General features: G+C 38.2%; 23 protein-coding genes and 3 tRNA genes. 4 read left to right on the top strand and 22 right to left on the bottom strand.

Annotated features, from left to right (window positions below):
* Window positions 1-56 precede the first annotated feature (56 nt).
* The 9 genes from cysK to V6670_RS00460 all read right to left on the bottom strand — a co-directional run bounded on the left by cysK (window position 57) and on the right by V6670_RS00460 (window position 11,848).
* The gene (gene cysK, locus V6670_RS00500; protein ID WP_141905728.1) at window positions 57-986 is read right to left on the bottom strand and encodes a cysteine synthase A; all 930 of its coding nucleotides are present in this window, start codon (window positions 984-986) and stop codon (window positions 57-59) included.
* Window positions 987-1,235: 249 nt separating this feature from the next.
* Window positions 1,236-2,207, bottom strand: coding sequence for a peptidyl-prolyl cis-trans isomerase (locus V6670_RS00495; protein ID WP_036120685.1), 972 nt, complete (start codon window positions 2,205-2,207; stop codon window positions 1,236-1,238).
* Window positions 2,191-3,072, bottom strand: coding sequence for an Hsp33 family molecular chaperone HslO (gene hslO / locus V6670_RS00490; protein WP_036120682.1), 882 nt, complete (start codon window positions 3,070-3,072; stop codon window positions 2,191-2,193). Before hslO ends, V6670_RS00495 begins: the two co-directional genes overlap by 17 nt.
* Window positions 3,073-3,093: 21 nt before the next feature.
* Window positions 3,094-3,861, bottom strand: a complete 768-nt coding sequence (locus V6670_RS00485; protein ID WP_141905726.1) for a type III pantothenate kinase — start codon at window positions 3,859-3,861, stop codon at window positions 3,094-3,096.
* Window positions 3,862-4,106: 245 nt separating this feature from the next.
* Window positions 4,107-4,907, bottom strand: coding sequence for an aldo/keto reductase (locus tag V6670_RS00480; protein WP_271913508.1), 801 nt, complete (start codon window positions 4,905-4,907; stop codon window positions 4,107-4,109).
* 195 nt (window positions 4,908-5,102) lie between these two features.
* Complete coding sequence (gene ftsH, locus V6670_RS00475; RefSeq protein WP_141905724.1) at window positions 5,103-7,130, bottom strand: ATP-dependent zinc metalloprotease FtsH; 2,028 nt, start codon at window positions 7,128-7,130, stop codon at window positions 5,103-5,105.
* A 278-nt stretch (window positions 7,131-7,408) separates the two neighbouring features.
* Window positions 7,409-7,951, bottom strand: coding sequence for a hypoxanthine phosphoribosyltransferase (gene hpt / locus V6670_RS00470; RefSeq protein WP_036120670.1), 543 nt, complete (start codon window positions 7,949-7,951; stop codon window positions 7,409-7,411).
* 67 nt (window positions 7,952-8,018) lie between these two features.
* On the bottom strand, window positions 8,019-9,425 hold the full coding sequence (gene tilS / locus V6670_RS00465) for a tRNA lysidine(34) synthetase TilS (protein WP_338652221.1): 1,407 nt from the start codon (window positions 9,423-9,425) through the stop codon (window positions 8,019-8,021).
* Between the two features lie 29 nt (window positions 9,426-9,454).
* Window positions 9,455-11,848 (bottom strand): SpoIIE family protein phosphatase, encoded by a 2,394-nt coding sequence (locus V6670_RS00460; RefSeq protein ID WP_141905722.1) that lies wholly within the window; start codon window positions 11,846-11,848, stop codon window positions 9,455-9,457.
* 412 nt (window positions 11,849-12,260) lie between these two features.
* On the opposite strand from V6670_RS00460, the gene V6670_RS00455 reads away from it, so the two are divergent.
* The 4 genes from V6670_RS00455 to V6670_RS00440 all read left to right on the top strand — a co-directional run bounded on the left by V6670_RS00455 (window position 12,261) and on the right by V6670_RS00440 (window position 12,916).
* Window positions 12,261-12,335, top strand: a tRNA-Gly gene (locus V6670_RS00455).
* Between the two features lie 10 nt (window positions 12,336-12,345).
* Window positions 12,346-12,422: transfer RNA gene (locus tag V6670_RS00450), tRNA-Met, on the top strand.
* Window positions 12,423-12,427: 5 nt separating this feature from the next.
* A tRNA-Glu gene (locus V6670_RS00445) sits at window positions 12,428-12,499 on the top strand.
* A gap of 165 nt (window positions 12,500-12,664) precedes the next feature.
* Window positions 12,665-12,916 carry a hypothetical protein gene (locus V6670_RS00440; protein ID WP_338652220.1) on the top strand — a complete coding sequence of 84 codons (252 nt, stop codon included), beginning with the start codon at window positions 12,665-12,667 and terminating at the stop codon, window positions 12,914-12,916.
* 89 nt (window positions 12,917-13,005) lie between these two features.
* Here V6670_RS00440 and V6670_RS00435 read toward each other — a convergent pair whose 3' ends face one another.
* From V6670_RS00435 to V6670_RS00375, 13 genes are all read right to left on the bottom strand, one after another.
* Entirely contained in the window at window positions 13,006-13,434 is a 429-nt protein-coding gene (locus tag V6670_RS00435; protein WP_004229154.1) for a S1 domain-containing RNA-binding protein, read from the bottom strand.
* A gap of 134 nt (window positions 13,435-13,568) precedes the next feature.
* Window positions 13,569-13,973, bottom strand: coding sequence for a septum formation initiator family protein (locus tag V6670_RS00430; protein ID WP_036122366.1), 405 nt, complete (start codon window positions 13,971-13,973; stop codon window positions 13,569-13,571).
* 17 nt (window positions 13,974-13,990) lie between these two features.
* A complete protein-coding gene (gene yabQ, locus V6670_RS00425) occupies window positions 13,991-14,482 on the bottom strand; it encodes a spore cortex biosynthesis protein YabQ (protein WP_141905720.1) in 492 nt (163 codons plus the stop codon).
* Entirely contained in the window at window positions 14,479-14,778 is a 300-nt protein-coding gene (gene yabP, locus V6670_RS00420; RefSeq protein WP_004229167.1) for a sporulation protein YabP, read from the bottom strand. The genes yabQ and yabP overlap by 4 nt, the downstream gene beginning before the upstream one ends.
* A gap of 146 nt (window positions 14,779-14,924) precedes the next feature.
* Window positions 14,925-15,215: an RNA-binding S4 domain-containing protein gene (locus tag V6670_RS00415; RefSeq protein ID WP_036122359.1), complete on the bottom strand. Its 291-nt coding sequence runs from the start codon at window positions 15,213-15,215 to the stop codon at window positions 14,925-14,927.
* Window positions 15,216-15,219: 4 nt separating this feature from the next.
* Window positions 15,220-16,680 carry a nucleoside triphosphate pyrophosphohydrolase gene (gene mazG / locus V6670_RS00410; RefSeq protein WP_338652219.1) on the bottom strand — a complete coding sequence of 487 codons (1,461 nt, stop codon included), beginning with the start codon at window positions 16,678-16,680 and terminating at the stop codon, window positions 15,220-15,222.
* Window positions 16,681-16,689: 9 nt separating this feature from the next.
* Window positions 16,690-18,312: an oligosaccharide flippase family protein gene (locus tag V6670_RS00405; RefSeq protein ID WP_338652218.1), complete on the bottom strand. Its 1,623-nt coding sequence runs from the start codon at window positions 18,310-18,312 to the stop codon at window positions 16,690-16,692.
* Between the two features lie 159 nt (window positions 18,313-18,471).
* On the bottom strand, window positions 18,472-19,008 hold the full coding sequence (gene spoVT / locus V6670_RS00400; protein ID WP_036122344.1) for a stage V sporulation protein T: 537 nt from the start codon (window positions 19,006-19,008) through the stop codon (window positions 18,472-18,474).
* A 255-nt stretch (window positions 19,009-19,263) separates the two neighbouring features.
* Window positions 19,264-22,770: a transcription-repair coupling factor gene (mfd, locus tag V6670_RS00395; protein WP_338652217.1), complete on the bottom strand. Its 3,507-nt coding sequence runs from the start codon at window positions 22,768-22,770 to the stop codon at window positions 19,264-19,266.
* 142 nt (window positions 22,771-22,912) lie between these two features.
* The gene (locus tag V6670_RS00390) at window positions 22,913-23,140 is read right to left on the bottom strand and encodes an anti-sigma-F factor Fin (RefSeq protein WP_004229176.1); all 228 of its coding nucleotides are present in this window, start codon (window positions 23,138-23,140) and stop codon (window positions 22,913-22,915) included.
* A 245-nt stretch (window positions 23,141-23,385) separates the two neighbouring features.
* On the bottom strand, window positions 23,386-23,952 hold the full coding sequence (gene pth, locus V6670_RS00385) for an aminoacyl-tRNA hydrolase (RefSeq protein WP_338652216.1): 567 nt from the start codon (window positions 23,950-23,952) through the stop codon (window positions 23,386-23,388).
* Window positions 23,953-24,096: 144 nt separating this feature from the next.
* Window positions 24,097-24,687, bottom strand: a complete 591-nt coding sequence (locus V6670_RS00380; RefSeq protein ID WP_141905715.1) for a 50S ribosomal protein L25/general stress protein Ctc — start codon at window positions 24,685-24,687, stop codon at window positions 24,097-24,099.
* 249 nt (window positions 24,688-24,936) lie between these two features.
* A complete protein-coding gene (locus tag V6670_RS00375) occupies window positions 24,937-25,896 on the bottom strand; it encodes a ribose-phosphate diphosphokinase (RefSeq protein ID WP_036122331.1) in 960 nt (319 codons plus the stop codon).
* Between the last annotated feature and the right edge of the window lie 6 nt (window positions 25,897-25,902).

Below are 25,902 nucleotides of genomic sequence, written 5' to 3'. Positions count from 1 at the left end.
TTTTTGCACTAAAAAGGACCCCTTTTAAAAAGGAGCCCTTACATAAAAATCTTTATTTAGTCTTCAAATTGGTATAAAGGTGTTGAAAGGTAACGCTCACCGTTAGAAGGTACAATGGCAAGAACATTCGAACCTTTACCTAAACGTTTTGCCGCTTCAATTGCAGCATAGATTGCAGCACCAGATGAAATACCACATAGAATACCTTCTTCACGCGCTACTTTACGGGCTACCTCAAAAGCAACCTCATTTTCAACAGGGAATACTGCAGAATAAACTTCTGTATCTAGTACTTCTGGTACAAACCCTGCTCCAATACCTTGAATTTTATGTGGCCCTGGTTGACCACCAGAAAGAACTGGTGAATCTTTTGGTTCAACAGCAATGATTTCAATGTTTGGATACTTTTCTTTTAATACAGCACCTGCACCTGTAATGGTACCACCTGTACCAACGCCAGCTACAAATGCATCAAGTGTTAGGCCATCAAATGCTTCTACAATTTCAGGACCTGTTGTCAGACGGTGAATAACAGCGTTCGCTGGATTTGTAAATTGTTGTGGGAGGAAGTAGCCATGCTCAGCAGATAGTTCTTCTGCTTTAGCAATTGCACCCTTCATACCTGCTGGACCAGGTGTTAACACAAGCTCTGCACCATAAGCTCGTAATAGGTTACGACGCTCTAAACTCATTGTTTCTGGCATAACTAGAATCGCTTTGTATCCTTTAGCAGCAGCAATCATCGCAAGACCGATACCTGTATTACCAGAAGTCGGCTCAATGATTGTACCACCCGGTTTTAATGTCCCATCTTTTTCGGCAGCTTCAATCATTGCTAAAGCTAGACGGTCTTTTACTGAGCTTCCTGGATTAAAATATTCTAATTTTACATACACAGTACCTTCATTTTCATTTGTTGCATGATTTAATTTTACAATTGGTGTTTTACCAACTAATTCAGCCACTGAATTCGCTAATCTACTCATTTACTAATCCACTCCCAATCCCTACTATTTTTATAGGTTTTACTTATTTTGTATTTTATCAATTTTTCCATTCGATTGTCAATAAATAAAACTTATATTTTCAGAATATTTATCATTACTTAAAAAGGAAAAGCCTTATCATCTGTCAACAAAAAAAGAATCTGCATCCATTGGGTATGTCACTACGAATGCCTGCAAGTTTGATCAGACTCATTTTACCCCGCAAAACCTGCAGACTCTTTTCATGTATTATTTTTCTTTTTTAGACTCTCCATAATACCAAGTAGCATTAAATTCAGACCAAAATGCTTCCGGTGTAACAGATTGCGTCAATTGCTCTAAAGCCAATTCACGCTCAATATGTTCTTTCACATCGTCATATGTAAAGGATTGTCCTTCTAATACCTCTTGCACTTGAACAATTCCATAATGACCATTATCTAACTTAAAGGCTTTACTTACCTCATTTGCCTTAAGAGATTTCACAGTATTAATAATGGTAGGGTCCACATTCTCCTGATTCTCTGTGAGGAAACCAATATCTCCTCCTAGACTGGCTGAAGCACTATCAACAGATATTTCTCGTGCCAGCACTGTAAAATCAGAGCCATTTTTCAATTCACCTAGTGCCTCATCAGCAGCTTTTTTTGAATCGACTTCAATAAAATTCGTACGATAGCTTGTTTTTGTATTATATAACCCCTGATTTTCCTCATAATACTTTTCAACACTTTCTTCCTCTATCACTACGTCCTTCGTGAGTACTTTATCCAATATAAGCTGTGAACGAATTTTTTGGCGTAGTTGCTCTACTGATAGATTTTGCATGGCTGTATCAAACTTATCTTGAGCAGAACGCATTAACGCAAGTTCAAGATCTATTTCTTTATCGGTAACTTTAATTTTATATGTTTTTGCTGCCTTTTCCATTACCGATTCATTTACTAAATTTTGTAGTGTTTCTTTACCATATCGTTCTTCCATGGCAATCATCCACTCTTGGCGCGTGATCACATCCCCATCAATGGCAGCGACTTGTTCGTCGCTACCAATTTCCTGACCTTTGTTTGGGATTAACCAGCTGATGAACCATAAAATATTTCCTAATAACAGAATCGCTATGACAGCTAAAGCAGGCTTTGTCTTTAAACGACGTTGCAGTAAAGGCGTTTGGTTTGGTGTTACAGTGGTTGAAGGTCGTCGATTACGCGTTGAGCTCATCAATAAACCCTTCTAGCTCATCCTTAGAAAAACTGTATGTCTCTAGGCAGAAGTGACACTCTGCTTCTGCTCCGCCATCCTCTTCAATCATTTCTCTAATTTCCGCTGCTCCTAAACCTAAAATTGCTGCACCAAACCGCTCTTTTGTACATTGACATTTAAATTCAACTGGCATGGAATCTAAAATTTGTAGATGTCCATTTCCTAAAACAGCTTCTAAAATTTGCTCTGGTGTAAAGCCTTTTTCAATCATTTTTGAAACAGGCTCTATTGTAGCAAGATGTTGTTCAATTTCATTGATTGTTTCTTCCTCACAGCCCGGCATTAATTGAAGAATAAATCCGCCTGCTGCAAGAATAGTGTTGTCTGGATTGACTAATACACCTAATCCAACTGATGATGGTACTTGCTCAGATGTTGCGAAATAATAAGTAAAGTCTTCAGCGATTTCACCCGAAACAATTGGTGTTTGTCCAGAGAACATATCTCTCAATCCAAGATCTTTAACAATTGTAAGAAATCCTTCTGTACCAACGCCTGCTCGAACATCTAACTTCCCTTGCTCATTTAAATCAAAGTGAACATGGGGGTTTGTAACAAATCCGCGTACTTCCCCATGTGCATTACTATCAATTACCATAGGGCCAATTGGACCGTCACCCTCAATTTTAATCGTGATTTTCTCTTCACCTTTTAACATAGCTCCCATCATGACAGCTGCTGTCATTGAACGACCTAAAGCTGCTGACACAACTGGCCAAGTATCATGACGACGTTGCGCTTCACCTACTGTAGCAGTTGTACGAGCTGCAAACACACGAACTTGCCCATTAAATCCTAACCCTCTTACTAAATAATCATTCATAAATGGAATGTCCCTCATTTCCTATTGGTTACGTTTATATAGCTTATATAAACCCTTCAAAGTTAAAAACGGATCCACAACATCAATGATTTGTGTCTCCCCTGCGATTAAATTTGCTAGCCCACCTGTAGCAATAACTAATGGCTCCTCTTTACTTTGTGCTTTCATCCGGTTAACAATGCCCTCTACTTGTCCTACAAAGCCATAAAAAATACCTGCCTGCATGGCAGAAACGGTCGTTTTCCCGACAATATGTGAAGGCCGTACTATTTCAATACGCGGCAATCTTGCAGCCTGTGTATAAAGAGCCTCTGTAGAAATCGTTATACCCGGCGCGATAGCACCACCCATGTAATCGCCCTTCTCATTCAAATAACAATAGGTTGTCGCTGTACCAAAATCAACTATGATACAAGGGGCTTTATATAAATCTAGAGCTGCTATGGCATTCACAATGCGATCTGACCCAACCTCACGCGGATTTTCGTATTTAATATTTAAACCCGTTTTCACACCCGGGCCAACTACCAAAGGCTTTCTTCGAAAATATTTCTGACACATCGCGTCTAATGAAAACATAATTGGTGGCACAACTGAGGATATAATAATACCTGTAATTTGTTCAAATGAAATGCCTGCATGATTAAAAAATGAAAGTACTTGCATAGCATATTCATCCTCTGTTTTATGAAGGTCCGTCACCATACGCCAATGGAAAGCTAATTGTTCGGTGTCATCATAGACACCTAATACAATATTAGAATTCCCTGCATCTAAAACTAAAATCAAGGCTGACACCTCCCCTATTATCATTGCACCTTTCATAAACCTAACATGACAGCTACAATCTAATTGAAATGAAGTTAAAATACTTTAGAAAATGATACCATACTTTTTACCTTGATTCAGCATTCATCTCCTTCCTCTAAAGGCGTGAGCGGAATGCTTACTTTATTTTTCCAGTGGATGTTCATCTATAACGATGAAAGCTTCTTTAAAAAGGAGCTCCCTAAATTAGGCAGCCCCTTTGAAAATCATTTAAAATTAAATTTTTCTGGATCTGGACCACAACGTAGACCATCATTCAATGCATCCAACTGTGTCATTTCTTGCTCAGATAACGCAAAGTCAAAAACATCAAGGTTTTCAGACATACGTGCCGGTGTCATCGTCTTTGGAATTGTGACAACATGATGCTGTACATCATAGCGTAACACAATCTGTGCCGGTGTCTTGCTGTATTTAGAGGCTAATTCTTGAATCAACGCTTCTTCAAGTAGAGAGCCATTCATCAATGGAGACCACGCCTCCACCTGTATACCCTTATCCTCACAATAGGCACGTACTTCCTCTTGTGTTAAATGTGGGTGAAATTCAATTTGATTAATAACAGGAATAACAGTCGTTTCCTTCAAAAGGCTTTCTAAATGATGCACATGGAAATTACTAACACCAATTGAGCGTACTCGACCATCTTGATAAATTTTTTCTAGTGCTTTGTAAACCTCAATATAATTTTGATCAATTCCTGGCCAGTGCACTAAATACAAATCTAAATAGTCTAATCCCATTTTCTCTAAACTGCTATCATATGCGGCAAGTGTTTTTTCATAGGAAAGACCATCGTTCCAAACTTTGGATGTGATAAATAGTTCTTCACGAGTTACTAAACCTTCTTCAATTGCGGCTTGTATTCCACGACCAACACTTTCTTCATTGCGATATACTTGTGCTGTATCAATGCTACGATAACCTTTAGCAATAGCTGTTTTTACGGCTTCTGCTAGGTCATCTCCTTCAGGTACTCGAAAAACACCATAACCAACCAAAGGCATCTTAAGTCCATTATTCAATGTTACATTTCCCACGTTAAACACTCCAATCTGTTTTCACTAACATTACATCTTCTCTCCACCCTAAGAGCAGAGTTATATGTAACTGTCTTACATAAATATATCCTAATGCTTATTAGCAAGAAAAGGCAAAGAAAAAGACTGTTTACCTAATTTTGGTAAACAGTCTTTTCTACTTTAATCACGTTTCTCATCGATACCTTTAGGAGCATCATTTGGTTCTTTACTTTCTTTTGCCAGATTTAAAGTTGTTGGGTTAGGCTCTTTGCTAAGTAGCTCTTTCTCAACAGTTGGTTCACCAATAGTATCTAATGTTGGCTTCGCTTCAATTTTCGGAGTGCTCTCCTCAATATTTTCTACGACCTCTGGCTCTGGTAAAATACCATGATCACGTAAATGTTCGATTTCCTGTGCATTTAATGTTTCTTTCTCCATTAAAGTATTGGCAATTAAATCAAGCAAATCACGCTTCTCCGTTAGGATACGTTTTGTACGCTCATATTGTGTATCAATAATTTTTTGCATTTCTTTATCAATTTCATAGGCTACTGAGTCAGAATAATTTTGATCTGAATTAAAGTCGCGACCAAGGAATACATTGCCACCCTGACTTGAACCAAATTGCATAGCACCAAGGTTTTCACTCATTCCGTATTCGGTAACCATAGCACGGGCAATGCTTGTAACCTTTTGGAAATCGTTATGTGCCCCAGTAGAAACTTCACCAAGAACAATTTCTTCAGCTACACGACCACCAAGAAGGCCTGCAATACGATCTAAGAGCTCTTGCTTTGTTGTAAAGAAACGTTCTTCCTTCGGTAACATAATCGCATATCCACCCGCTTGACCACGAGGAACAATTGTTACTTTGTGCACTGTATCCGCTTCATCAAGCTCAAGACCTACTACTACGTGACCAGCCTCATGGAAGGATACCAGTTTTTTCTCTTTGGCTGAATATACTCGACTTGCTTTAGCTGGACCCGCAATTACTCGGTCAGAGGCTTCATCGATATCCGCCATACTAATCGTACGTTTACTTTTACGAGCTGCTACAAGTGCTGCTTCGTTTAGTAAGTTTTCTAAATCTGCACCGGAGAAACCTGGAGTACGTTGAGCAACTGCAGCTAAATCAACTGTATCTGCTAAAGGTTTATTACGTGCATGTACTTTAAGAATTGCCTCACGCCCTTTTACATCAGGATGACCTACAGTAATTTGGCGGTCAAATCGACCTGGACGTAATAACGCTTTATCTAAAATATCTGGGCGGTTTGTTGCAGCGATGATAATAATACCTTCATTTGCTCCGAAACCATCCATTTCAACTAATAATTGGTTCAGTGTTTGTTCACGTTCGTCATGGCCACCGCCAAGACCAGCGCCACGTTGACGACCAACCGCATCAATCTCATCGATAAAGATGATACATGGTGCGTTTTTCTTCGCGTTTTCAAATAAATCTCGGACACGTGATGCACCGACGCCGACAAACATTTCTACGAAGTCAGAACCTGAAATTGAGAAGAAAGGAACGCCTGCTTCGCCTGCCACTGCACGTGCAAGTAATGTTTTACCTGTACCTGGAGGACCGACAAGTAAGATACCTTTTGGAATGCGTGCACCGATTTCAGTGAACTTGCGATGGTCTTTTAAAAAATCTACAACCTCTACAAGCTCTGCTTTCTCTTCATCAGCACCTGCTACATCTGTAAAACGAACTTTTTTCTTTTGGTCATCATAAAGTTTAGCTTTACTTTTACCAAAGCTCATCACTTTATTACCGCCACCCTGAGATTGGCTCATTAGGAAGAAGAATAAGAAAATGATGATGATGAAAGGAATAATTCCTGTAAAGAATTGAATCCATCCACTTGTTTCTGGTGCTGCTAAATAACTAATATTACTATCTTTATCCTTAGCAGCCTCATCGATACGGTCCATTAAAGATTGGTTATCACGAGGGATATTCACAGTAAAGCTTTGACCCTTCTCATAACCTTTCAGTGTACCTTCAACGATGTAAACTGATTTATCAGGTTGAATTGTAGCACTTGTTATTTCTTTCTTATCTAGAGCTTGTTGAAACTCATGATAAGATAACTCTTTCGTTGGTGAATTTCCACTATTGAAAGTACCAAAAATACCGATAATCACTAGGAAAATCAGTAAATAAAATATGGTATATCGAAATATTCGATTCATCTCCAGCCTCCTCATTACAAACAGAAAAATTATAAGTAAAATCTTAACATATCATGATTTCATCATACAACGAAAAGCCCTACTTAAAAAATGTTTCGTTCACTTTTGCCGTTATCAAAACAGTTTTAGGCCATCTTTATATGTCCCAGCGTAATTGTACCTGTTCCTTGGACTCGATATAGCTGAACATTGTGTCAAGATTTTGAATTATGTTAAACATAACGAAAAATACGTGACTTGCGCTGGAGGCCTTTGCATTTATAGCTGGTTTTTGTAACTTAGAAAGAATAAACTTCAGGCTTCAGTATACCAATATAAGGTAAATTACGATATTTTTCTGCGTAATCTAAGCCATACCCTACAACGAAGCCATCCGGCACTTCAAAACCAACATAGTCAGCAGATAAGTCCACTTTACGGCCTGATGGTTTATCTAATAATGTAACAATTTTGATGGACTTTGCTTTGCGGTATTTAAATAAATCTACTAAATAGCTTAACGTTAAACCACTATCGATAATATCCTCGATAATTAATACGTCACGTCCCTCAACGCTTGTGTTTAAATCTTTTAAAATTTTCACTTCACCCGATGACACTGTAGCATTACCATAACTAGAAACATCCATAAAATCTAATTCGATGAAAGAATCGAAGCGTTTCATTAGGTCTGTCATGAATGGCATTGCTCCTTTAAGCACACCAACAGCTAATGGGAATGCATCTTTGTATTCCTCTGTTAATTGTGCACCTAAATGTGCAATTCTTTCTTGCAGTTGTTCTTCTGTAATCATAATTTTTTCGATGTCGTTTTGTAACATATCGATTCCTCCTCGTGATGTATCAAAAAATTTTCAACCAATTACGGTGAAATATTTTACAAAGACCTTAGTCTACGATGAGCACTGTATCATCGTTTGGTTGCGGAGTGGTTGAAAAAAATATTCCCATACGCACACCAATTACCGCTACCACCTCATCAGATTGAGAAATCAGTAACGGCCAGCTATTTCGCTCATTTAAAGGAATCTTTTCATCTATAAAAAGGCGAGATAAGCGTTTTGGCTGATCCATTCCTTTTAACAGCATTCTGTCTCCGTCCTTGCGTGCCCGAATATAGAGCGGTAGTTGGAGTTTACTAGCGTTAAAATAAAAAAGCTGTGCAGTATCCGTCAGCAATTCAGACGATAAATCATGCAAATTGACTACGCATAAGCGTTCACCATTTGTCAGTGTTGTCCATCCATCAGCAGCCGTAATCATTTGTTTCTCAGGAGATGTTTGGCCCCCTAATGGCTTATTCTTCTGAATCGTTAATTTCCCGTAAAGGCGAACTGCTAGAAAATCTTCAGGCAAGTGAATTTCAGCATACCCTGCTGTTGTATCACAAAGCTTTAAAATTGAAGTCAATAAAGCATAACTTTGTATCGTATTTGAATCTTTGTAAAGATAGTTTAATAGTATTAAAATGAGCCTCCTTTGTAAAGCAAGTGGTACCAATTGAAAAGCCTCAATTTCCATGCTATATGTATTTTCGTTACTTCTTATGATGGTTTGAGAAAATACATTTTGGGCTAATGTCATTAAAAAGGTATCGTCTTCTTGCAATTGCTTTGTGAAATGGGCCACCTGCTCAGTCACTCTCGGATTTTCTGCCTCCAGTAAAGGCACCACATGATGTCTAAAGCGATTGCGTACATAGGTGTCTTTGGAATTGCTAGCATCTTCTCGATAATCCAAACCTTTTCTAAGTAAATATTCCCTTATTTCAGACTTTGTAACCGTTAAAAACGGACGAATTAATGATTTGCCTTCAAAACATCGTTGAGGACGTATGCCTTGCATACTGTTCATTGTTGCATTTTTTGTAAGGGCCATTAATACTGACTCCAGTTGGTCATCCGCATGATGTGCAGTTACAAGCTTATTGGCATTTGTTTTTCTCAAGATTTCTTTGAAATATCGATACCTCTCCCTACGACAAATTAACTGTGTATTACCATTTTCCTGTGCCATAATTGCAGGTATTGGAATCTCTGTAGCATGTAAGTAAACACCATTGTCGTCACAATACTTTTGGACAAATGCTCTATCTTCAGCAGAGTTTTGTCCTCTCAACATATGATCGACATGTACTGCTTCCACCTGAATGTTCCACTGCCCCTGTGTTTGGATAAAGTAATGGAGTAACGCCATAGAGTCTACCCCACCCGAAACGGCGATGAGAAGATGATCGCCTTGCTGTAATAATTGCTCTTCTTCAATAAATGTTTTGACCTTTAATTCAAATGACAAACGCTTCTCCTCCCCTTTTCGTTGTTATTTTAAGATGAATTACTCATAGAATACTGAGCTGGTCTAAAGACAGCCCATGTCGGTACAACATGCGTCACCTCTAACATTAATACTGTACAGTCATCTTCTATTTCGAAATACCCTTGGAATGATTGCATGATTGTTGTTAGCTTTTCTTGAATGGTTTTATTTGTACTTGCAACCTGCTGTGCAAAAGCTAAAAATGTTTCCTCTTGCTCATCCCAATCATCTACACTTGAAAACAGGCCATCTGAGTGCATTAAAATAACGTCTCCTGCCTTCAATTTTCTTTTTTCAGCTTCTACTGTTGAAATAGATAAAAATCCTACAGGTGCTGCATTACTTTCAACTTTCAGCACCTCTTTTCCACGTAAAATATAGGTCGACATACCTCCAGCCTTCCACGACCACAAATCACCATGCTGTAAATCAACAAGTGCAAAATCAAGTGTTGCATACATATCATCCTGTTGCTTTAATGACATAACATAATGCAATGTATGCATCGCCGTTTCTGGATTCATATTGTAATTAAGACACTCTCGCATCAAGTGGATCAATTTTCTACTTTCATGTTGTGCTTCTTTATTTTGCCCCATACCATCAGACAGCAAAATGGCAAATAGTCCTGGATGCAATTGGAAGAGGGCATGAGAGTCTCCAGAATATAGTGTTGCATCTTTCGACATGCTATATATATCATACTCTACTTCAAAGCTAATAGCTGATCTAAAGCATATTTGAACATGACGAAACGGTATTTCACAGGCTATTACTTTTTCTATTTCAAAAGGTTCATCGAAAATCTCATAAAGAATTGGCAGAATCATGCGTTCAGCTAATGTTGTATCTTCCTCCCAATTGACACGTGCTGGTGCTAAAGCACAAACAATCTTTCTTGCACCTGGCTTATTGCTAAGCACATCTAGTTGAAAACATTCAATATTGGCATCCTTTAAGCGTTCAGCAATATCCTTTTCTACACTAACAAATGAAATTGTATCCTCCTTCATCTCAGCGATTAACTGGTTTAAATGGTTACTCATATCACGAAGTTGCAGGGCAATCATTTTTTTACCATGAAAGTACTGCCCATTAATGCGTTCCCTATAAAGCTCTGTATCTAATTCCTCAAAAATCTTCGTCGATTTTACGCATTTATAGCGTATTTGTTCTTCTACACGATGAATAGCTGATTCCTTGCCTACTCCTTTCATATGAAACCAGTCTGTCACTAGCTTGTCCATACCGTTATTTTTAGCACCCCAGCAATGTTCATAGCGGAAACAGCTTAAACAAGTGTTCATTGGAGATACTTCCTTCGCAGCTTCAACTGGAGCCGTCATAAAGCGATCAAATACAAGCTCCTTCATGAATTGTACAAAATGCTGAAAATGCTCTAATTTATACGTTACATGTTCGGTTAACCAATTCTGTCGTGCCAGTAAAATCTCCTCACGTTGTGGGAAAAGCTTGTCCCTCACCCTATCTGAATATTTCTTTGGGATCGTTAGAAAAAGAATGCTCCCGATGGCAATGGAGGTAAAATACACGCTATCTAAAGGCAGTGTAGCGTCATAAAATAAAAAAAAGACACTTGGCAAAATACTACCGATCGCAACACCAAATCGACCACCTTTAGCTCCCATTCCTGCACACAGCCCCGTTAAGGTCGCAACTGAAAGCATCCCGGTAAATGAAAGCTTAGCAATACCGATAAGAGTTCCCAGCACTGCTCCGATTACCGTTGCTAATGGGACACTGCCAACCAATGCACCAAAACAGATAAAAAGCTGCAATAAAAAAATGGGAAGTGAAAAATAGCTAATCACAACTGCTTGCATCCCAGTAAGCATGGCAGCAAACACGACTAATCCAGAGCCTAGCTTCTCATATGTCCAATGACTCGTAAACCATTCATACGAGTTAACAAATAGCACTTGCATAAACAGCGTCATAATAAGAGCTAGAGCTGCCTCACAGCCTACATAAAATTGTACAAGCACTGGTGGTAAGCCTTGATACATCACCCCTTGCCACATTATTTGTACCAGTAATACAGCTAAAGACACCGCAATACTTTGGGGCAACTGCCAGTAACGGAAACGCATGATACATTCATACATAACAATTTGTAACGCTAGAATGAAGACTTGTCCAAAACCAAGGAAAAAACAACCTGCTAAACTACCGAATAAAACGAATTTGGCATACTCCCTATACTTTGTTCGAATAATGGCCCAAAAAGGAACTGAGAACGGTACAGCTGCTTCAAATACAACAGATTGAGCTAAGAAAAAGGCGGTTAAAAAAAAGAGAGAACCTATTAGGATCTGCTTCTTTTTCATACCGATCTTTTGGTCATCTACATTCGTTGTATTATACCATTCAATACTTGTCATTTAATTATCCCCTTTCCGCACTTTTGGTTATTATAAAAAATTATGTGCGGAAAGATTGTCTGACGTTGACAGAAAAAAAAATAAATATTTCGACTAATAGCTATTCATAAATACGAGAATTGGCAACAATTTCTTTCGCAACAGCTTAACATTCATGAAAAACGTTGAAAAATCCACTTATAAAAACAAAATTGTAATGACTTGCTATTCATCTTAAAGCTTAGTGCGAGGGCATTCTATAAGCTATCAATCACTTTATTCAACTGTTACCACGATACATTTCTACGTAAGAACAAAAAATCCGCTAAAATACCCTTCTATGCTAGTTTTCATGAAATATATTTTTTTAAAAAACCTACTTGACACTAGCACGTTTGGCTTGTATTATTTAACTTGTTGCTTAAACGACTATGCGGAAGTAGTTCAGTGGTAGAACACCACCTTGCCAAGGTGGGGGTCGCGAGTTCGAACCTCGTCTTCCGCTCCATATACTAATTGGCGGCCTAGCTCAGCTGGCTAGAGCGTACGGTTCATACCCGTAAGGTCGGGGGTTCGATCCCCTCGGCCGCCACCATAGTAGGCCCGTTGGTCAAGTGGTTAAGACACCGCCCTTTCACGGCGGTAACACGGGTTCGAATCCCGTACGGGTCATCTCAAATAGGCGCCTCAGAATTTAGTTCTGAGGCGCCTATTTTTATTGTAATCTATTAGTTGTCACTATTCCCATCTATCCGTCTGTTCATTTATAGCTATGTGACTGCGTATAAAAATATGGCATACTAAAGAAAAGAGTGTTTTTTAGGAGGTTAAATTCCCTTGAGTGCATTAACAAAAGCCGCGTTAATTTGCGGAAGTGGCTCGATGATTATTCTTATTTCGATTCTTATTAATTTACCTTTTTTTGTTCAAATAATCCTATTACTTTGTGGACTTGCCGTGAGTATGTACGGTGTTTTCTTACTTGTCACAATAGTTACTCATCCAGTGGAGAAAACATCCATAGCTTCTACCGATGAAAAAACAATAAACCCCACAAAAAAGAAAAAGAGACCTTCTTCTACTTTGTAGGTAAATGAAAAAAAGGGATTAGCTTTATTAAAAAAGCTAATCCCAACTCTATTTCATACACTTTTTCTACGATTAAAACAGTCAGCAAACTACCCTCTTCTAGCTCCGCGACCTCCGCGTTTTGATTCTGTAGCACGTTTAAGTGTTGCTAGACGTTCGTCACTATCTTTTAAGAAGCGTGCCATTTTTTGCTCAAAATTTTCTTTTGGCTGGTGGCGTTCGTTACGATCATTAGAACGATTATCACGACGTGGACGTGCTGGACGCTCTGGTCTCTCAGCTTGAGGCTTTGCTTTACGGATTGAAAGACCGATCTTCCCGTCCGCTTCAACATTCATCACTTTTACTTCAACTTCATCTCCAACTTTTAGATGCTCATTGATATCTTTTACATAATTGTCAGCAACTTCACTAATGTGAACTAAGCCTGTTTTGCCATCTGGCAGCTCAACGAATGCTCCAAAATTTGTGATTCCTGTTACTTTACCTTGTACCTTGCTGCCTACTTCAATTGACATAAAAAAAATGCTCCTCCTTAAAAATTAAGCGACTCATTTGAGCCATGTAATCAATTTAATCAAACCTTTTATTGCATTAAGCTTCTCTTTTCATTATATATAACAATAAAAGAGTGTCAACAATACACAGCTTTTCAGTCGTCTTTTTTATCTTCCTTATCTGGAATGATAAAAATAATCTCACCTTCATCAGATAAGTAATACTCTTTTCTTAATAGCTTTGCGATATATTCATCATCCTGTAATTGTTTGATTTTAAGATTTAATGTATCTTGTTCTTCTTTCAATTCAGTGAGATGCTGATTCGCTTCTTTCTTTAATTTCTCTTTTGCTGCTAAAGTTTCATTTTGATGTGATAGCACATTTAAGAGAAGAGCGATAATAATGACTGGTACAATCGCAAAAAAGACAATACGACGCAATTTACGTTTACGAGCCTGCTGTTTGCGATTTATAGCTCTATCCGTGTTACGGACATAGTCATTATCAAGCTTCGTGAAATTTTGTTGTTCATCATCTGATGAATGACGTCTAGTCATGCCCGCACCTCCGAAAATTATTGTTGCTTTCTATTATACTTCAAATATCGTAATTTTTTAAAAAAAGTGTAGGACAAATACGAATAAATTTTGACAAAAGGTCTTATAATAAACATTACTATATTTATGAATAGCTGCAAAATTTGTCGAATAACAGCGACTATGAAGCGTACAATGAACCAGAAGGGTCTCCAAGTTATATTCACCACAATTCTAGCAATGAAACGCAAAAAAGTTTGAAATAACGATTGATACAAAAAAATTCCGGCTATTTGCGCTAGCGGGTCATAAGCCCGCCAAGCGCCGTCTTTTAGCCAAAATAATAAATAGTATGTCGCTCCCCCAAGTAGAATCCATGTTATTAATTCAACAATCATCATCCACTTTCGAAGGCTTGACCTTTTTGGAGTTGAAAAAACTACGAGCCTTACACTATCAATAATGAAACCAACTGCTATACCGCTCAAAACCATGACAATTAATTGATATAATTGTTCACTAACAATCATCCAAATAACTTATGAAGGAAACCTTTCGAGAAGCCACTTTCCTCCTCGTCGTACTGTAAGGTTTTTACAGTTCCTTCAAGCGTCAATAATCCTTTATCAACATCTAAATGAACGATATGCAGTTCTTCTCCGCGAATTAACAAGTGCCCTTGGGACGTCTTAATGAAAAACTCTTCCTGATCAAAGCGTTCAATTGATTTTACAGAAGTCATGTCCATTCTTTTACGATTACGAATCGTTAAAATATGCTCTCCAGATGGAATTGTGTAACGATTACTTTCTTGATGTAGCGTCATTTTTTTCCTCCTTTAGTCGTCCTAGCTTCTGTTCACTTTATGCGGACAACCTTCAAAGCATGACAACTTTATTTAAGTTGTGTAATACTTTCATCCACAAAAGAAAGGTGGGACAACATTAGGAGATTTAAAAAATAAATTTAACTTTAATCCTCATCATCAATAAATTCAGGTTCAACCTTTTCTAGTCTTTCTTCCTTCAAAATGGTAAACATTTTTGCGGCATCTTCTTTTTTCACCGTATCACGTAATTCTTCTACACGTGCAGTCACTATTTTTTGACCAAAACGAATAGCTAGCTCATCTCCTGCTTTTACTGTACTACTAGCTTTCGCTACCTTATCATTGATTGTGATACGACCTTGGTCTGCCACCTCTTTCGCTAAAGTGCGGCGTTTTATTAAACGGGATACTTTTAAAAATTTATCTAGTCTCATCTTTTTACTCCTTTTCTAGTTGCTTTGCTTCATTCCAAAATGCATCTAATTGCTCTAATGTAAAATTGGAAAAAGACTTTCCACTGATCTTTACCTGTTCCTCTACATAACCGAAACGTCGTGCAAATTTTTCATTTGCATGTAGCATAGCCTCTTCTGGTGACAGTTTGTAGAAACGCGCTAAATTTACTAGTGTAAACAACACGTCACCAAATTCATCCAAACGGGATGCATTAGAGCCTTTCGTTACTTCCTGGCGAAATTCCTGCCACTCCTCATCAAATTTATCCCATGCCCCATCCACATCTGGCCAGTCAAAGCCCACTTTTGCAGCTCTTTTTTGGTAATTATATGCTGTTTGTAATGCAGAAGAGGCTCTATACTCCTCGTCTAATAGTGGTTTATTGCTAGTACCCTTTTCTTCAGCCTTAATAGCCTCCCAATTGGCCACGACATCGTCCGCATCTTCCACTGCAACATCACCAAAAACATGTGGGTGGCGGCGAATCATTTTTTCACTAATGGAAGCTAACACATCTTCAAGTGTAAAGTAACCTTCATCTTCTCCAATTTGTGCATGTAAAAATACTTGTAATAGCACATCACCAAGTTCCTCGATCATTGCAAAATCGTCCTCAGCATCTATAGCAGCCAAATATTCATGTGCTTCTTCGAGTAAGTATTTTTTTAACGACTCATGTGTTTGTTTTTGATCCCAAGGACAGCCATTCGGACCTCTTAGCGTTGCAATAATCTGACGGAATGTTGTCCAGTCTTTTAATGCCTCTTCTTGCGATTTTACAGGTGGTACATAGACTGTTGTTAAATTATTAACTTCTACACTTTGATCGAGTTCATAGAGAGGTACCGTGACAATCTGTTCTTGTGCAGACCCTGCAGCCGTCACAACCGTCACAGGGTACTCGTCATCATATTTCTCCATCAACGTTAGCTTTACTTCCGAGGCACTAAATGTATCGTATACTTGTGCGATCAAAATATGTTGACGCATGTTGATGTCATGCATTGAAAAGCGGGTACCATCAAGCAATTGAAAACCTTCTATTGGATCAATTTTTAATGCACCAAAAATCGGATCTATGAAACTCTGACCACCCTCAATAACTAACTTAATTTTGCCTTCATCCGCTGCTGCAATAAGCAGTTGCACTGTCTGTTCTGCAACTAATGGATGGCCTGGCACAGCATACATAATATCCTCAACAGCAGCAGCTTCAATAAGTGCATCTGCTATTTCCGCATAGACAGGCTGGAATGCATCATGTTTTTCATATACTTTATCAAAGCTTTCGAATTTAACACCCTCTGCTGCTAATTCCTCTAATACTGGGTGATCTATCGTACGTACATATAACTTTTTAGCAGCCTTTAATTTTCTATAAACACCCATTTGCAGCTGATTAAAATCTCCTGCACCTAAGCCAATAATTGTTAAAGTTTTCAATATTCACACCTACTTCTTTGAATTTAGCCAAAGTTGGTAAACAGCCATTCTACGTCCAAACGGCAATAAATACCACTCTTTCTCCACTAATACTCGTTTCTTCGCAATAACAGTCAGCATAACAAATGCCCCTATGGATACAGCTGTTAAACCGGTCACCAAAGCTACCATACGTGAAGACAGTGAATGGCTTAAGATTGCCGATACAAACTGTAACCAGACAAGTACAACGACTGCCATACTGAAAGATGCTGTCCCAACTTTTTTATAAAAATCGACAGATGCTAGCTGAATGCCCGTCAATGTTTTTAAATAAATAATTAGCAAAATCGCTGTTAATAATAATCCTATATCATTTACGATAGCCGCTCCTAATACACCTAACCAACCGATTAATCGTACATTCAGTATCATTTTTAGCAGAAAACCTAGCATTAAAAACAGAGCTGGCTTTTTTAATTTTCCATAGCCTTGTAAGATCGCTGTAAATGTAAGAATAATCGACAATGGAACAATTTGGAATACATAGACGATTAATACTTCGGATAAAGTATTCGTTTTGAAAAGCATTTCATTTAAATACGGCATAACTAGCATTAAACCCAAGGCCGCAGACCAGCCGAATAGTATGGACGCTTTGTATGTTAATTGTATAAATGGAACTGCACTGCGCCCCTCTTGTTTTTTAGATAAATGAGCAACAAGCGGAACAATAGCAAGCGACAATGAGGATGCAATGACAACACCTAGTTGAACTAAAGGTTGTCCACGATCATAAATACCTTTTGTTTCCTTCGCCATTGTAGGAGCCATGCCATTATCAATTAATGCTGAATATATCGTAAACGAATCGACAAGCTGATATCCAAGTAGTAGGAGACCACTCATACTGACACTTAAGCTTAGCCATGTCACCTCTTTAACAATGGGCAAACTTGAAATAGGATGTAGTTGTAGTTTAGTTAGCTTTAGCCCAAAACGTTTATATGAGATATAGGCAAGTAATAACAAGGCCGTAATTTCACCAATTACAGTACCAATAACAGCCATTCTACCTGCACCATAAAGGGATTTAGTAGTCGTCATAATGATAAATGTTCCTGCTAAAATAACAGTAACTCTTACCGCTTGTTCGAGGACTTGAGCATAAGCAATCGGCTCCATAATGCCTCTAGATTGGAAGCCACCTTTTAAAATAGCCAATGCTGGCATAACCAGTACTACAAATGAGCCTGAGCGAATCAATGGTGCTAATTGAGCATCTCCCATCAATTGGGCAATTTTTTCAGCTCCTCCAAATAAAACTGCAAAAAACAGTAGCGATAACACCGTCAAATACCGGAAAACCACACGCATAATAGTCCTTCGTCTTTCATTACGTTCTATTGTATCAACAATGCAATCATTATCTGCAAGCATTTTAGAAATGGCTATAGCAAAGCCACTAGATGTCCAAACAACGAAAATCGATATAACTGGATATACCTGTTGATAGATATAAAAGCCTTCATCTCCAACTAGATTTTGAAAAGGTACACGATAAATTGCACTAAGAACCTTTACAATAAGAGCCGCTATTGTCAATAAGGCGGCACCTTTCATGTAGCTTTTCATGCCAAAACGTTGCGACATAAATTGCCCTCTTTCCTTCTTAACAATGCCAATAGTATAGCATATCTCAAAAGTTTGACGCGCTAAGGAGCTATACTGTTCCTATATTGACCAATCTTTATGTACGCAAAAAAAGTTATTGTTCAGCCTTAAAGGTCATCGCAATAACTTTTCCATGCATCAACTATTCATTTGTTTAGCTAAGAAGTTTGCAGCTGTTTCCACTACTTTTACCTCTACTTCACCGACAAAATGCACTTTAGATAAGGCAATAATGCAACCTATCGGATCACCGTTCACCATAATAGGTGTCGCACAATACGATTTCACTTGCTCATATTGCCCAGGGACAATTTCAATCGTTGTCTCCATTTTTTCTATTTTTGTTGAGCGCTCTTCCATGAAGCTCTCCGCAAAGGATGTAATGCGACGGTTAATATATTCCTTTTTACCAATCCCTGCAACTGCGATTACCTCATCGCGGTCAGTGACAAATGCTGGTGTTCCTAATGTTTCATAAAGTGTTTCAACATATTCTCTTGCAAATTCACCCAAATCATTGATGGGCGAATATTTTTTTAATATGACTTCACCTTCACGGTCCGTATAAATTTCAAGCGGGTCGCCTTCACGAATACGTAGCGTCCTACGAATTTCTTTCGGAATAACCACACGCCCTAAATCATCAATACGACGAACAATTCCTGTTGCCTTCATTCTAATGCCTCGCTTTCGCTACAATGAAATTTTTATTCAACTATAGTATGGTTTTTTTTTAAACAATCTATGCAAAAACTGAAGAAAAAGGATTTCACAACCATCAAATTTTTTCAAAAAACTTTATTACTTACATCAATCAACTCCTTATTAGATTACCCAAGGAACAAATTTCTATAATCAATTCATAAAAAAAACTGGAAAAATAAAAAGGCTATCTTATCTCTTCCATAAAAAGATAAGATTAGCCTTTTGCTATTTTTTTGCCTTATCGATAATTTGCATTAGCTCTTCCAAAATATCAAAGGGTTGATATTTTCCGCTCTTACGCTCATCGATTGTTAATTTCAACTGCATGCCATCCATACCAAAACCAACAGCACGCTCAAACTTCATTGACGCTTCAATAATCTTACTGCCATCGACATTGGCTGTCCCCTGTTCGGATAATAGGATAGTAATAATTTTTTGCTTTTCCTTTACAGATACTACTCCAGCACCTAAGCCCCAAACCTTCATTCTTGCTATTCGTAGTAGACGCTCTGTTTCTATTGGAAGATCGCCAAATCGATCCTCCAATTCCTCCATGATTTCTTCGTACTCCTCCACCTGATCCATTGCCTTAATACGTTTATACATTTGGATTTTTTGATACCCATCTGGAATATAGGCATCAGGGATATAAGCATCAACACTCAGCAATATTTCTATATCTGGCTTTTCTTCTTTTTTCACGCCTGTTTGACGTTCAGCAATGGCATCCTGAAGCATTTGTGAGTATAAATCAAAGCCGACTGAATCGATAAAGCCATGCTGCTGCGCACCAAGTAAGTTACCTGCTCCCCGAATAGATAAATCACGCATAGCAATTTTAAAGCCGGAGCCTAGCTCAGTAAATTCTTTAATTGCCTGCAATCGTTGTTCCGCTACATCTGTCAATACTTTGTCACGTTGGTACATAAAGTATGCATAGGCTACCCTGTTAGAGCGACCAACACGTCCACGTAATTGGTAGAGCTGCGCTAAGCCCATGCGATCAGCATCATGAACAATTAATGTATTCACATTTGGTATATCGACGCCTGTCTCAATAATCGTTGTTGTAACAAGCACATCATAGTCACCCTCTAAAAAGGCTAAAATCACAGATTCCAGCTCTGACTCTGTCATTTTTCCATGCGCAAAGCCTATACGTGCTTCAGGGACAAGCACTTGAATCTCCTCAACCTTTCGAGCCATATCTTCTACTCGGTTATATAAATAAAACACTTGTCCGCCACGCGCCATTTCCCGCTCGATAGCTTCTCGCACTAATGCACCACTGTGCTCCATCACATATGTTTGAACCGGGAATCGGTTAGCAGGAGGCGTTTCAATAACAGATAAATCTCGGACCCCTACCATTGACATGTGAAGTGTCCTCGGGATTGGAGTTGCCGTTAAAGTTAAAACATCAACATTTGTCTTTAGCTGTTTAATTTTTTCCTTATGTGTCACACCAAAGCGTTGTTCTTCGTCAACAATTAACAAACCAAGATCTTGGAAAATTAAATCTTTAGATAAAATTCGATGTGTTCCTATAACTATATCAACGCGCCCTTCTTTTAAGCCTTTTAATGTGGCAGACTGCTCCTTTTTCGTTCGGAAACGAGATAACAGGCCAACATTAATGGCAAAATCCTGAAAGCGCTCACGGATGGTTTCATAATGCTGCTGGGCTAAAATCGTTGTAGGAACGAGGAATGCAACCTGTTTACCATCTTGAATAGCTTTAAATGCTGCACGAATGGCTACCTCGGTTTTACCATAGCCTACATCACCGCACACTAAACGGTCCATAGGGCGTTCTCGCTCCATATCTCGTTTCACTTCTACAATAGAACGTAGCTGATCCTCCGTTTCCTCGTAAGGGAACAATGACTCAAAATTACACTGGTCATCATTATCAGGTGTAAAAGCATGCCCCTTCTCAGCTTCACGCTTCGCATATAGCTTAATTAAATCGTCGGCAATATCCTGTACAGCAGAAGATACCTTCGCTTTAGCCTTTTTCCATTCAGCGCCACCTAATTTATGTAGCTTCGGTTCACGATCCTCTGACGCCACATATTTTTGGATTAAGTCTATTTGTTCTACAGGTACGTATAGTTTATCGTCTGCACGATAGCGAATATGCAAATAATCCTTATGTGTACCATTGACCTCTAATGTTTCTACACCAATATATTTACCAATCCCATGATGAACATGTACAACATAATCCCCTGGTTTAATTTCCGTATAGCTTTTAATACGTTCAGCATTAGTCATTTTTTGTGTACGTGCTTTTTTCTTTGCCTGCTGTTTAAAAAGCTCGTCTTCTGTGACAATTGCTAGACGTTGCAGGGGCAATTCAAAGCCACTCGACAAGCCACCATCTACTATATAGATACCAGGTTCTGTTGGTTCACCAATAGCCGTATGAATATCGTATTCTCCAAGCATGTGCTGAACTCGTTTAACACGTTCTTTATCTCTTGCAACAATCAGTACGGTAAATTTACCAAGTAACCAGCGTTCCACTTCGGTTTGAAGCAATGACATTTGTCCGTGAAATTGCTGCATTGGCTTACAAGAGAAATTAGTTGTCTTATTAAACGTTATTCCCGCAAATGTTCTTGAAAATAATGAAAATGATAGCTTTTGTTGTGACAGCATTGCTTGTATTTCTTTTAATGTAAAGGCAGGTTTGACATCATGAACCATTTTTCCTTCTTCAATTAAAGATAAAAACCATTCATCCTCTTCACGTTCCCATGCATCCATCACTTCTTGAATGCGTCCAAGCTCGTCAAAGAGCACAATACCATCTTGTGCAAAATAATCTCCTAAATAAGCTGTTTTATCGTATAATAATGAGCCATATTTATTTACGTAGTCGGGTAAATTTCCTTGCTGTAACAATTCAATATCATATTGAATATATTGATACAGAAGTTCTTTTGTCTCCTGCTTTTTAACCTTCTTTAGGCTTGCAGCCAATGCCGCTTCTAAACGGCCTGCTAATGCCTGCCTTTCTAATTTAGTTAGAATGACCTCTGAAGCAGGAAGAATACGAATCTTTTGTAATTTATCAATCGAACGTTGATCATCTGCTGAAAATGTTCGTATGGAATCAACCTCGGTATCAAATAATTCAATTCGAATAGGTGCTTCCAAATAAGGTGGATAAATATCTAGTATGCCTCCGCGCAACGCAAATTCTCCAGGTGTCGTTACCATTGAATTACGCACATAGCCCATTTCAACTAATGTTTGTAACCAAGTATCTATTTCAACCTCATCGCCTACAGCTGTTTGTAAAAAATATTGTAGCCAATGTTCCTTAGGCTGCATTATTTTACGTAAACCTGCCACTGGTATGACGTAGACAGCCTTCTCACCTCTAGCTAAGCAATCGAGTGTTGCAATTCGCTCCGCACGTAGTTCTGGTGAAGCAACAGAAAGGTCTGCTGCAATGAATTCATCCGCTGGATAATAATGAACATGCTCTTCACCTAATAATCCGGCAAGCTCATCAACCATCTTCTGTGCCTGCAGTAGATTAGGAGAAACAATGTAGATTGGCTTCTTCACATGCTCAAATAACGCATCGACCATTACGGGGCGTGCGCTTCCTGTTAAACCAGTAATAAGCTGTGATGCAGTTTGACCGCTCTGAATCTCCTGTAAAAATGATGTAATATGTTTATCCTGCGACACAAGCTGTCGTAAAACCTCCACAGTCAAAAGCTCCTTTCAGCATAAAATTCTAAATTTTCAATGCTATTATTCTAGTACTATTTTATTTATCTTTCTTATCAGCTATTTTATAAAATGGAAAAAGCCTTGAACACACATGAAGTGCGTCAAAGCATCCTTCCAATTATTGAATCCATTTATTGAGTGCGTGATAATCTGGATATTGTTTCAGCGAATCCTCACATTGCTCACAAATGCAGTGCACAGTCGTTTGTCCATGTTGATCTTTCTCAACATAATCATCTGCTTCTCCCAATTCAAAAATATGCAATTTTCGAATTGTATCATCTGCATCAAATGGTAGTGTCCCTATTTCTACTTCACAATGCCGACATCGGTAGCGAACTGACATCTCCAAATCATCCTCCTTTAAGCAGCTTTCTACTTAAAGTATAGACATTTATAAAACAGATTATGCACTTTCCAATGTCATCCGCATTGCAATAACTTGAAAATTAGAGAATTGATTTTTGCTTGTAGTGAATACTAATCACTACAAACATCAGCTGTCATGATAGTAAAAGGTCTGTAGTCATTCACCTTAAACCAGTCCAATTATCCAAAGACTTTAACGGAAATTTATTAGTGGCATTCCATCTATTTGCTAGCGTTAAAGTGATTCATCACATCAAGAAACGGCTTTGAAAGAGATGCTTCAACAGCATTTACAGAATTTTCAATGGCTTCTTCAATAAGACCTTGATCGTCCTTTGAAAATCTTGCTAATACATAGTCTGCTACCTTCATACCAGCTAGCGGGCGGCTAATCCCTACTCGGATACGATTAAATTCCTGAGTACCAAGATGCTGAATTAAGGATTTAATGCCGTTATGACCACCTGCACTTCCTTTTTGTCGCAGACGTAATTTACCTGTTTCTAAATCTAAGTCATCATAAATAACAATCAAATCTTCTACATCAATATCAAAATAATCCATAAGGGGACCCACACATTCCCCTGATAAATTCATATATGTTAAAGGTTTAACAAGTAGAACCTTTCCCTCAGGTCGATGTACAGTTGTATACATCCCATTAAATTTCGAGTTTGTTAAAGGTGTCCCCCATTTTTCTGCTAATGCATCAATAACATCAAAGCCAATATTATGTCTTGTATGTTCATAAGGTTTACCTGGATTTCCTAATCCAACGATAATTTTCATAAGTACCTCTCTCTTCTTTCCAATCTAATAGTCATTATTTTACCATATAGCACACCTAGAAAGCATTTTGTACAATCCTACTGACATAAAAAAGGCTAATAAGAAAGCCGTAGCCTTCTTATTAGCCTTACCCATTATTTACTTTTATACTTGCTCTTCCACACTTTCTGTAGTCTCTTCCTCTACAGAAGGAGGCGCCACAACGGTTACTAATATATAGTCATCTTCACTGATGATTTCAACAGGTATTTTTTCACGAATATCTGCTACCGTTAGGGATTCCCCGATTTTCAATGCTGAAATATCAACATCAATTGATTCAGGTAACGCCGCAGGTTTTACTTTCACTTTCAATTCTAAGTTAGGCTGCATTAAAATACCACCCTCACTTACTCCAACTGACTGACCAAGTAATTTAATCGGAACATCAGCTTCTAACTCTTCAGCCATATTAATAGCTAAAAAGTCGACATGATTTACTTCATCTTTCAATGAACATTGCTGTACCTCTGACACAACAGCATTCACTTTTTTCCCCTCTAACTCTAGTGAAAACACACTATTTTGCCCATTTTTTTGAATGGATTTTTTAAAATCTTTTGCAGCAATAGAAATTGGGGTTGAATCTAACTTATAGCCGTAAATAACTGCAGGAATGGCTCCCCCTTTTCTAAGTTGGGTTAATGTCGAACGATGCCCAGTTTCGCGCCTTGTAACACTTAATACTGTACTCATACCTCTTTATTCCCCTTCCAAGAAAATTATTTACGCCTTATCAACAATGTATTTGTTGAAGGCTATGATAATATTTAGCTCTATTTTTTAACTTAGAGTAAATATTATTAAGACACATTATCTATTATACCCCTTTGTGAGATGATTCACACCAAAAGCACTCATCTATTACGTCACCTTCACAAAAATGAATATAAAAAAGACAAATCCACCCAAAAAGGTAGATTTGTCTTTAACTCGCCATATTTATTAATCAAATAGAGTACTTACAGATTTGTTTTCATAAACACGAGAAATAGCATCAGCCATTAATTTAGCTACAGAAAGCTCCGTAATTTTAGGCGATTTTTTCTCTGCTGGCAACTGAATTGTATTTGTCACAACTAATTCTTTAATAGAAGAGTTTTCAATACGTTCAATCGCTGGGCCAGATAATACAGGGTGTGAGCAGCAAGCATAAACTTCTTTAGCGCCAGCAGCACGTAAAGCATCGGCACCAATTGTAATTGTACCTGCTGTATCAATAATATCATCAATCAAGATTGCCACTTTACCATCAACATTACCAACAATGTTCATAACTTCCGCAACATTTGGTTTCGGACGACGTTTGTCAATAATTGCAATCGGTGCTTTTAATCGTTCAGCCATTTTACGAGCACGTGTTACCCCACCATGGTCTGGTGAAACAATCACGATTTCATCATCTGGAATACCTTTAGATTTGAAGTAATCAGATAGTAATGGTACCGCCATTAAGTGGTCAATTAAGATATCGAAGAAACCTTGGATTTGAGGTGCGTGTAAATCTAATACGATAACACGTGTTGCACCAGCAGTCTCAAGTAGGTTAGCCACTAATTTAGCTGTAATTGGCTCACGCGCCTTGGCTTTACGGTCTTGGCGTGCATAACCATAATAAGGCATTACAACGTTTACTGTACGAGCAGACGCACGTTTAACTGCATCTACCATAATTAAAAGCTCCATTAAATGTTCGTTTACTGGTGCAGAAGTAGACTGCACGATAAACACATCACAACCACGAATACTTTCTTCAATGCTAATTTGAACTTCTCCATCGCTGAAGTGCTTAACAGAAGATTTACCTAATTCAACGCCCATTTCCTGCGCAATTTCTTGAGCTAATGGATTATTGGAATTAAGTGAAAATATTTTTAATTGTGAGTTTGCATAATGATACGGCATGATGGC

Origin of the sequence: Lysinibacillus sp. Y5S-8 (assembly GCF_036894365.1) — a bacterium.
Classification (GTDB): Bacteria; Bacillota; Bacilli; order Bacillales_A; family Planococcaceae; genus Lysinibacillus; species Lysinibacillus fusiformis_D.
This window is presented reverse-complemented; position numbering and strand designations above follow the sequence as displayed.

Excerpts from the sequence above, each read along its gene's own strand:
- V6670_RS00405 (WP_338652218.1), bottom strand. The coding sequence starts at position 18,312 with ATGTCGCAACGTTTTGGCATGAAAAGCTACATGAAAGGTGCCGCCTTA.
- yabP (WP_004229167.1), bottom strand. The coding sequence starts at position 14,778 with ATGACGCTACATCAAGAAAGTAATCGTTACACAATTCCATCTGGAGAG.
- hpt (WP_036120670.1), bottom strand. The coding sequence starts at position 7,951 with ATGTTACAAAACGACATCGAAAAAATTATGATTACAGAAGAACAACTG.
- V6670_RS00415 (WP_036122359.1), bottom strand. The coding sequence starts at position 15,215 with ATGAGACTAGATAAATTTTTAAAAGTATCCCGTTTAATAAAACGCCGC.
- cysK (WP_141905728.1), bottom strand. The coding sequence starts at position 986 with ATGAGTAGATTAGCGAATTCAGTGGCTGAATTAGTTGGTAAAACACCA.
- V6670_RS00380 (WP_141905715.1), bottom strand. The coding sequence starts at position 24,687 with ATGAGTACAGTATTAAGTGTTACAAGGCGCGAAACTGGGCATCGTTCG.
- V6670_RS00495 (WP_036120685.1), bottom strand. The coding sequence starts at position 2,207 with ATGAGCTCAACGCGTAATCGACGACCTTCAACCACTGTAACACCAAAC.
- V6670_RS00430 (WP_036122366.1), bottom strand. The coding sequence starts at position 13,973 with ATGACTAGACGTCATTCATCAGATGATGAACAACAAAATTTCACGAAG.
- V6670_RS00460 (WP_141905722.1), bottom strand. The coding sequence starts at position 11,848 with ATGACAAGTATTGAATGGTATAATACAACGAATGTAGATGACCAAAAG.
- V6670_RS00375 (WP_036122331.1), bottom strand. The coding sequence starts at position 25,896 with ATGCCGTATCATTATGCAAACTCACAATTAAAAATATTTTCACTTAAT.
- V6670_RS00435 (WP_004229154.1), bottom strand. The coding sequence starts at position 13,434 with ATGTCAATTGAAGTAGGCAGCAAGGTACAAGGTAAAGTAACAGGAATC.
- ftsH (WP_141905724.1), bottom strand. The coding sequence starts at position 7,130 with ATGAATCGAATATTTCGATATACCATATTTTATTTACTGATTTTCCTA.
- yabQ (WP_141905720.1), bottom strand. The coding sequence starts at position 14,482 with ATGATTGTTAGTGAACAATTATATCAATTAATTGTCATGGTTTTGAGC.
- V6670_RS00480 (WP_271913508.1), bottom strand. The coding sequence starts at position 4,907 with ATGCCTTTGGTTGGTTATGGTGTTTTTCGAGTACCTGAAGGAGATGAC.
- pth (WP_338652216.1), bottom strand. The coding sequence starts at position 23,952 with ATGAAAATTATCGTTGGATTAGGAAATCCAGGTAAACCTTATGAACAT.
- spoVT (WP_036122344.1), bottom strand. The coding sequence starts at position 19,008 with ATGAAGGCAACAGGAATTGTTCGTCGTATTGATGATTTAGGGCGTGTG.
- hslO (WP_036120682.1), bottom strand. The coding sequence starts at position 3,072 with ATGAATGATTATTTAGTAAGAGGGTTAGGATTTAATGGGCAAGTTCGT.
- V6670_RS00390 (WP_004229176.1), bottom strand. The coding sequence starts at position 23,140 with ATGTCAGTTCGCTACCGATGTCGGCATTGTGAAGTAGAAATAGGGACA.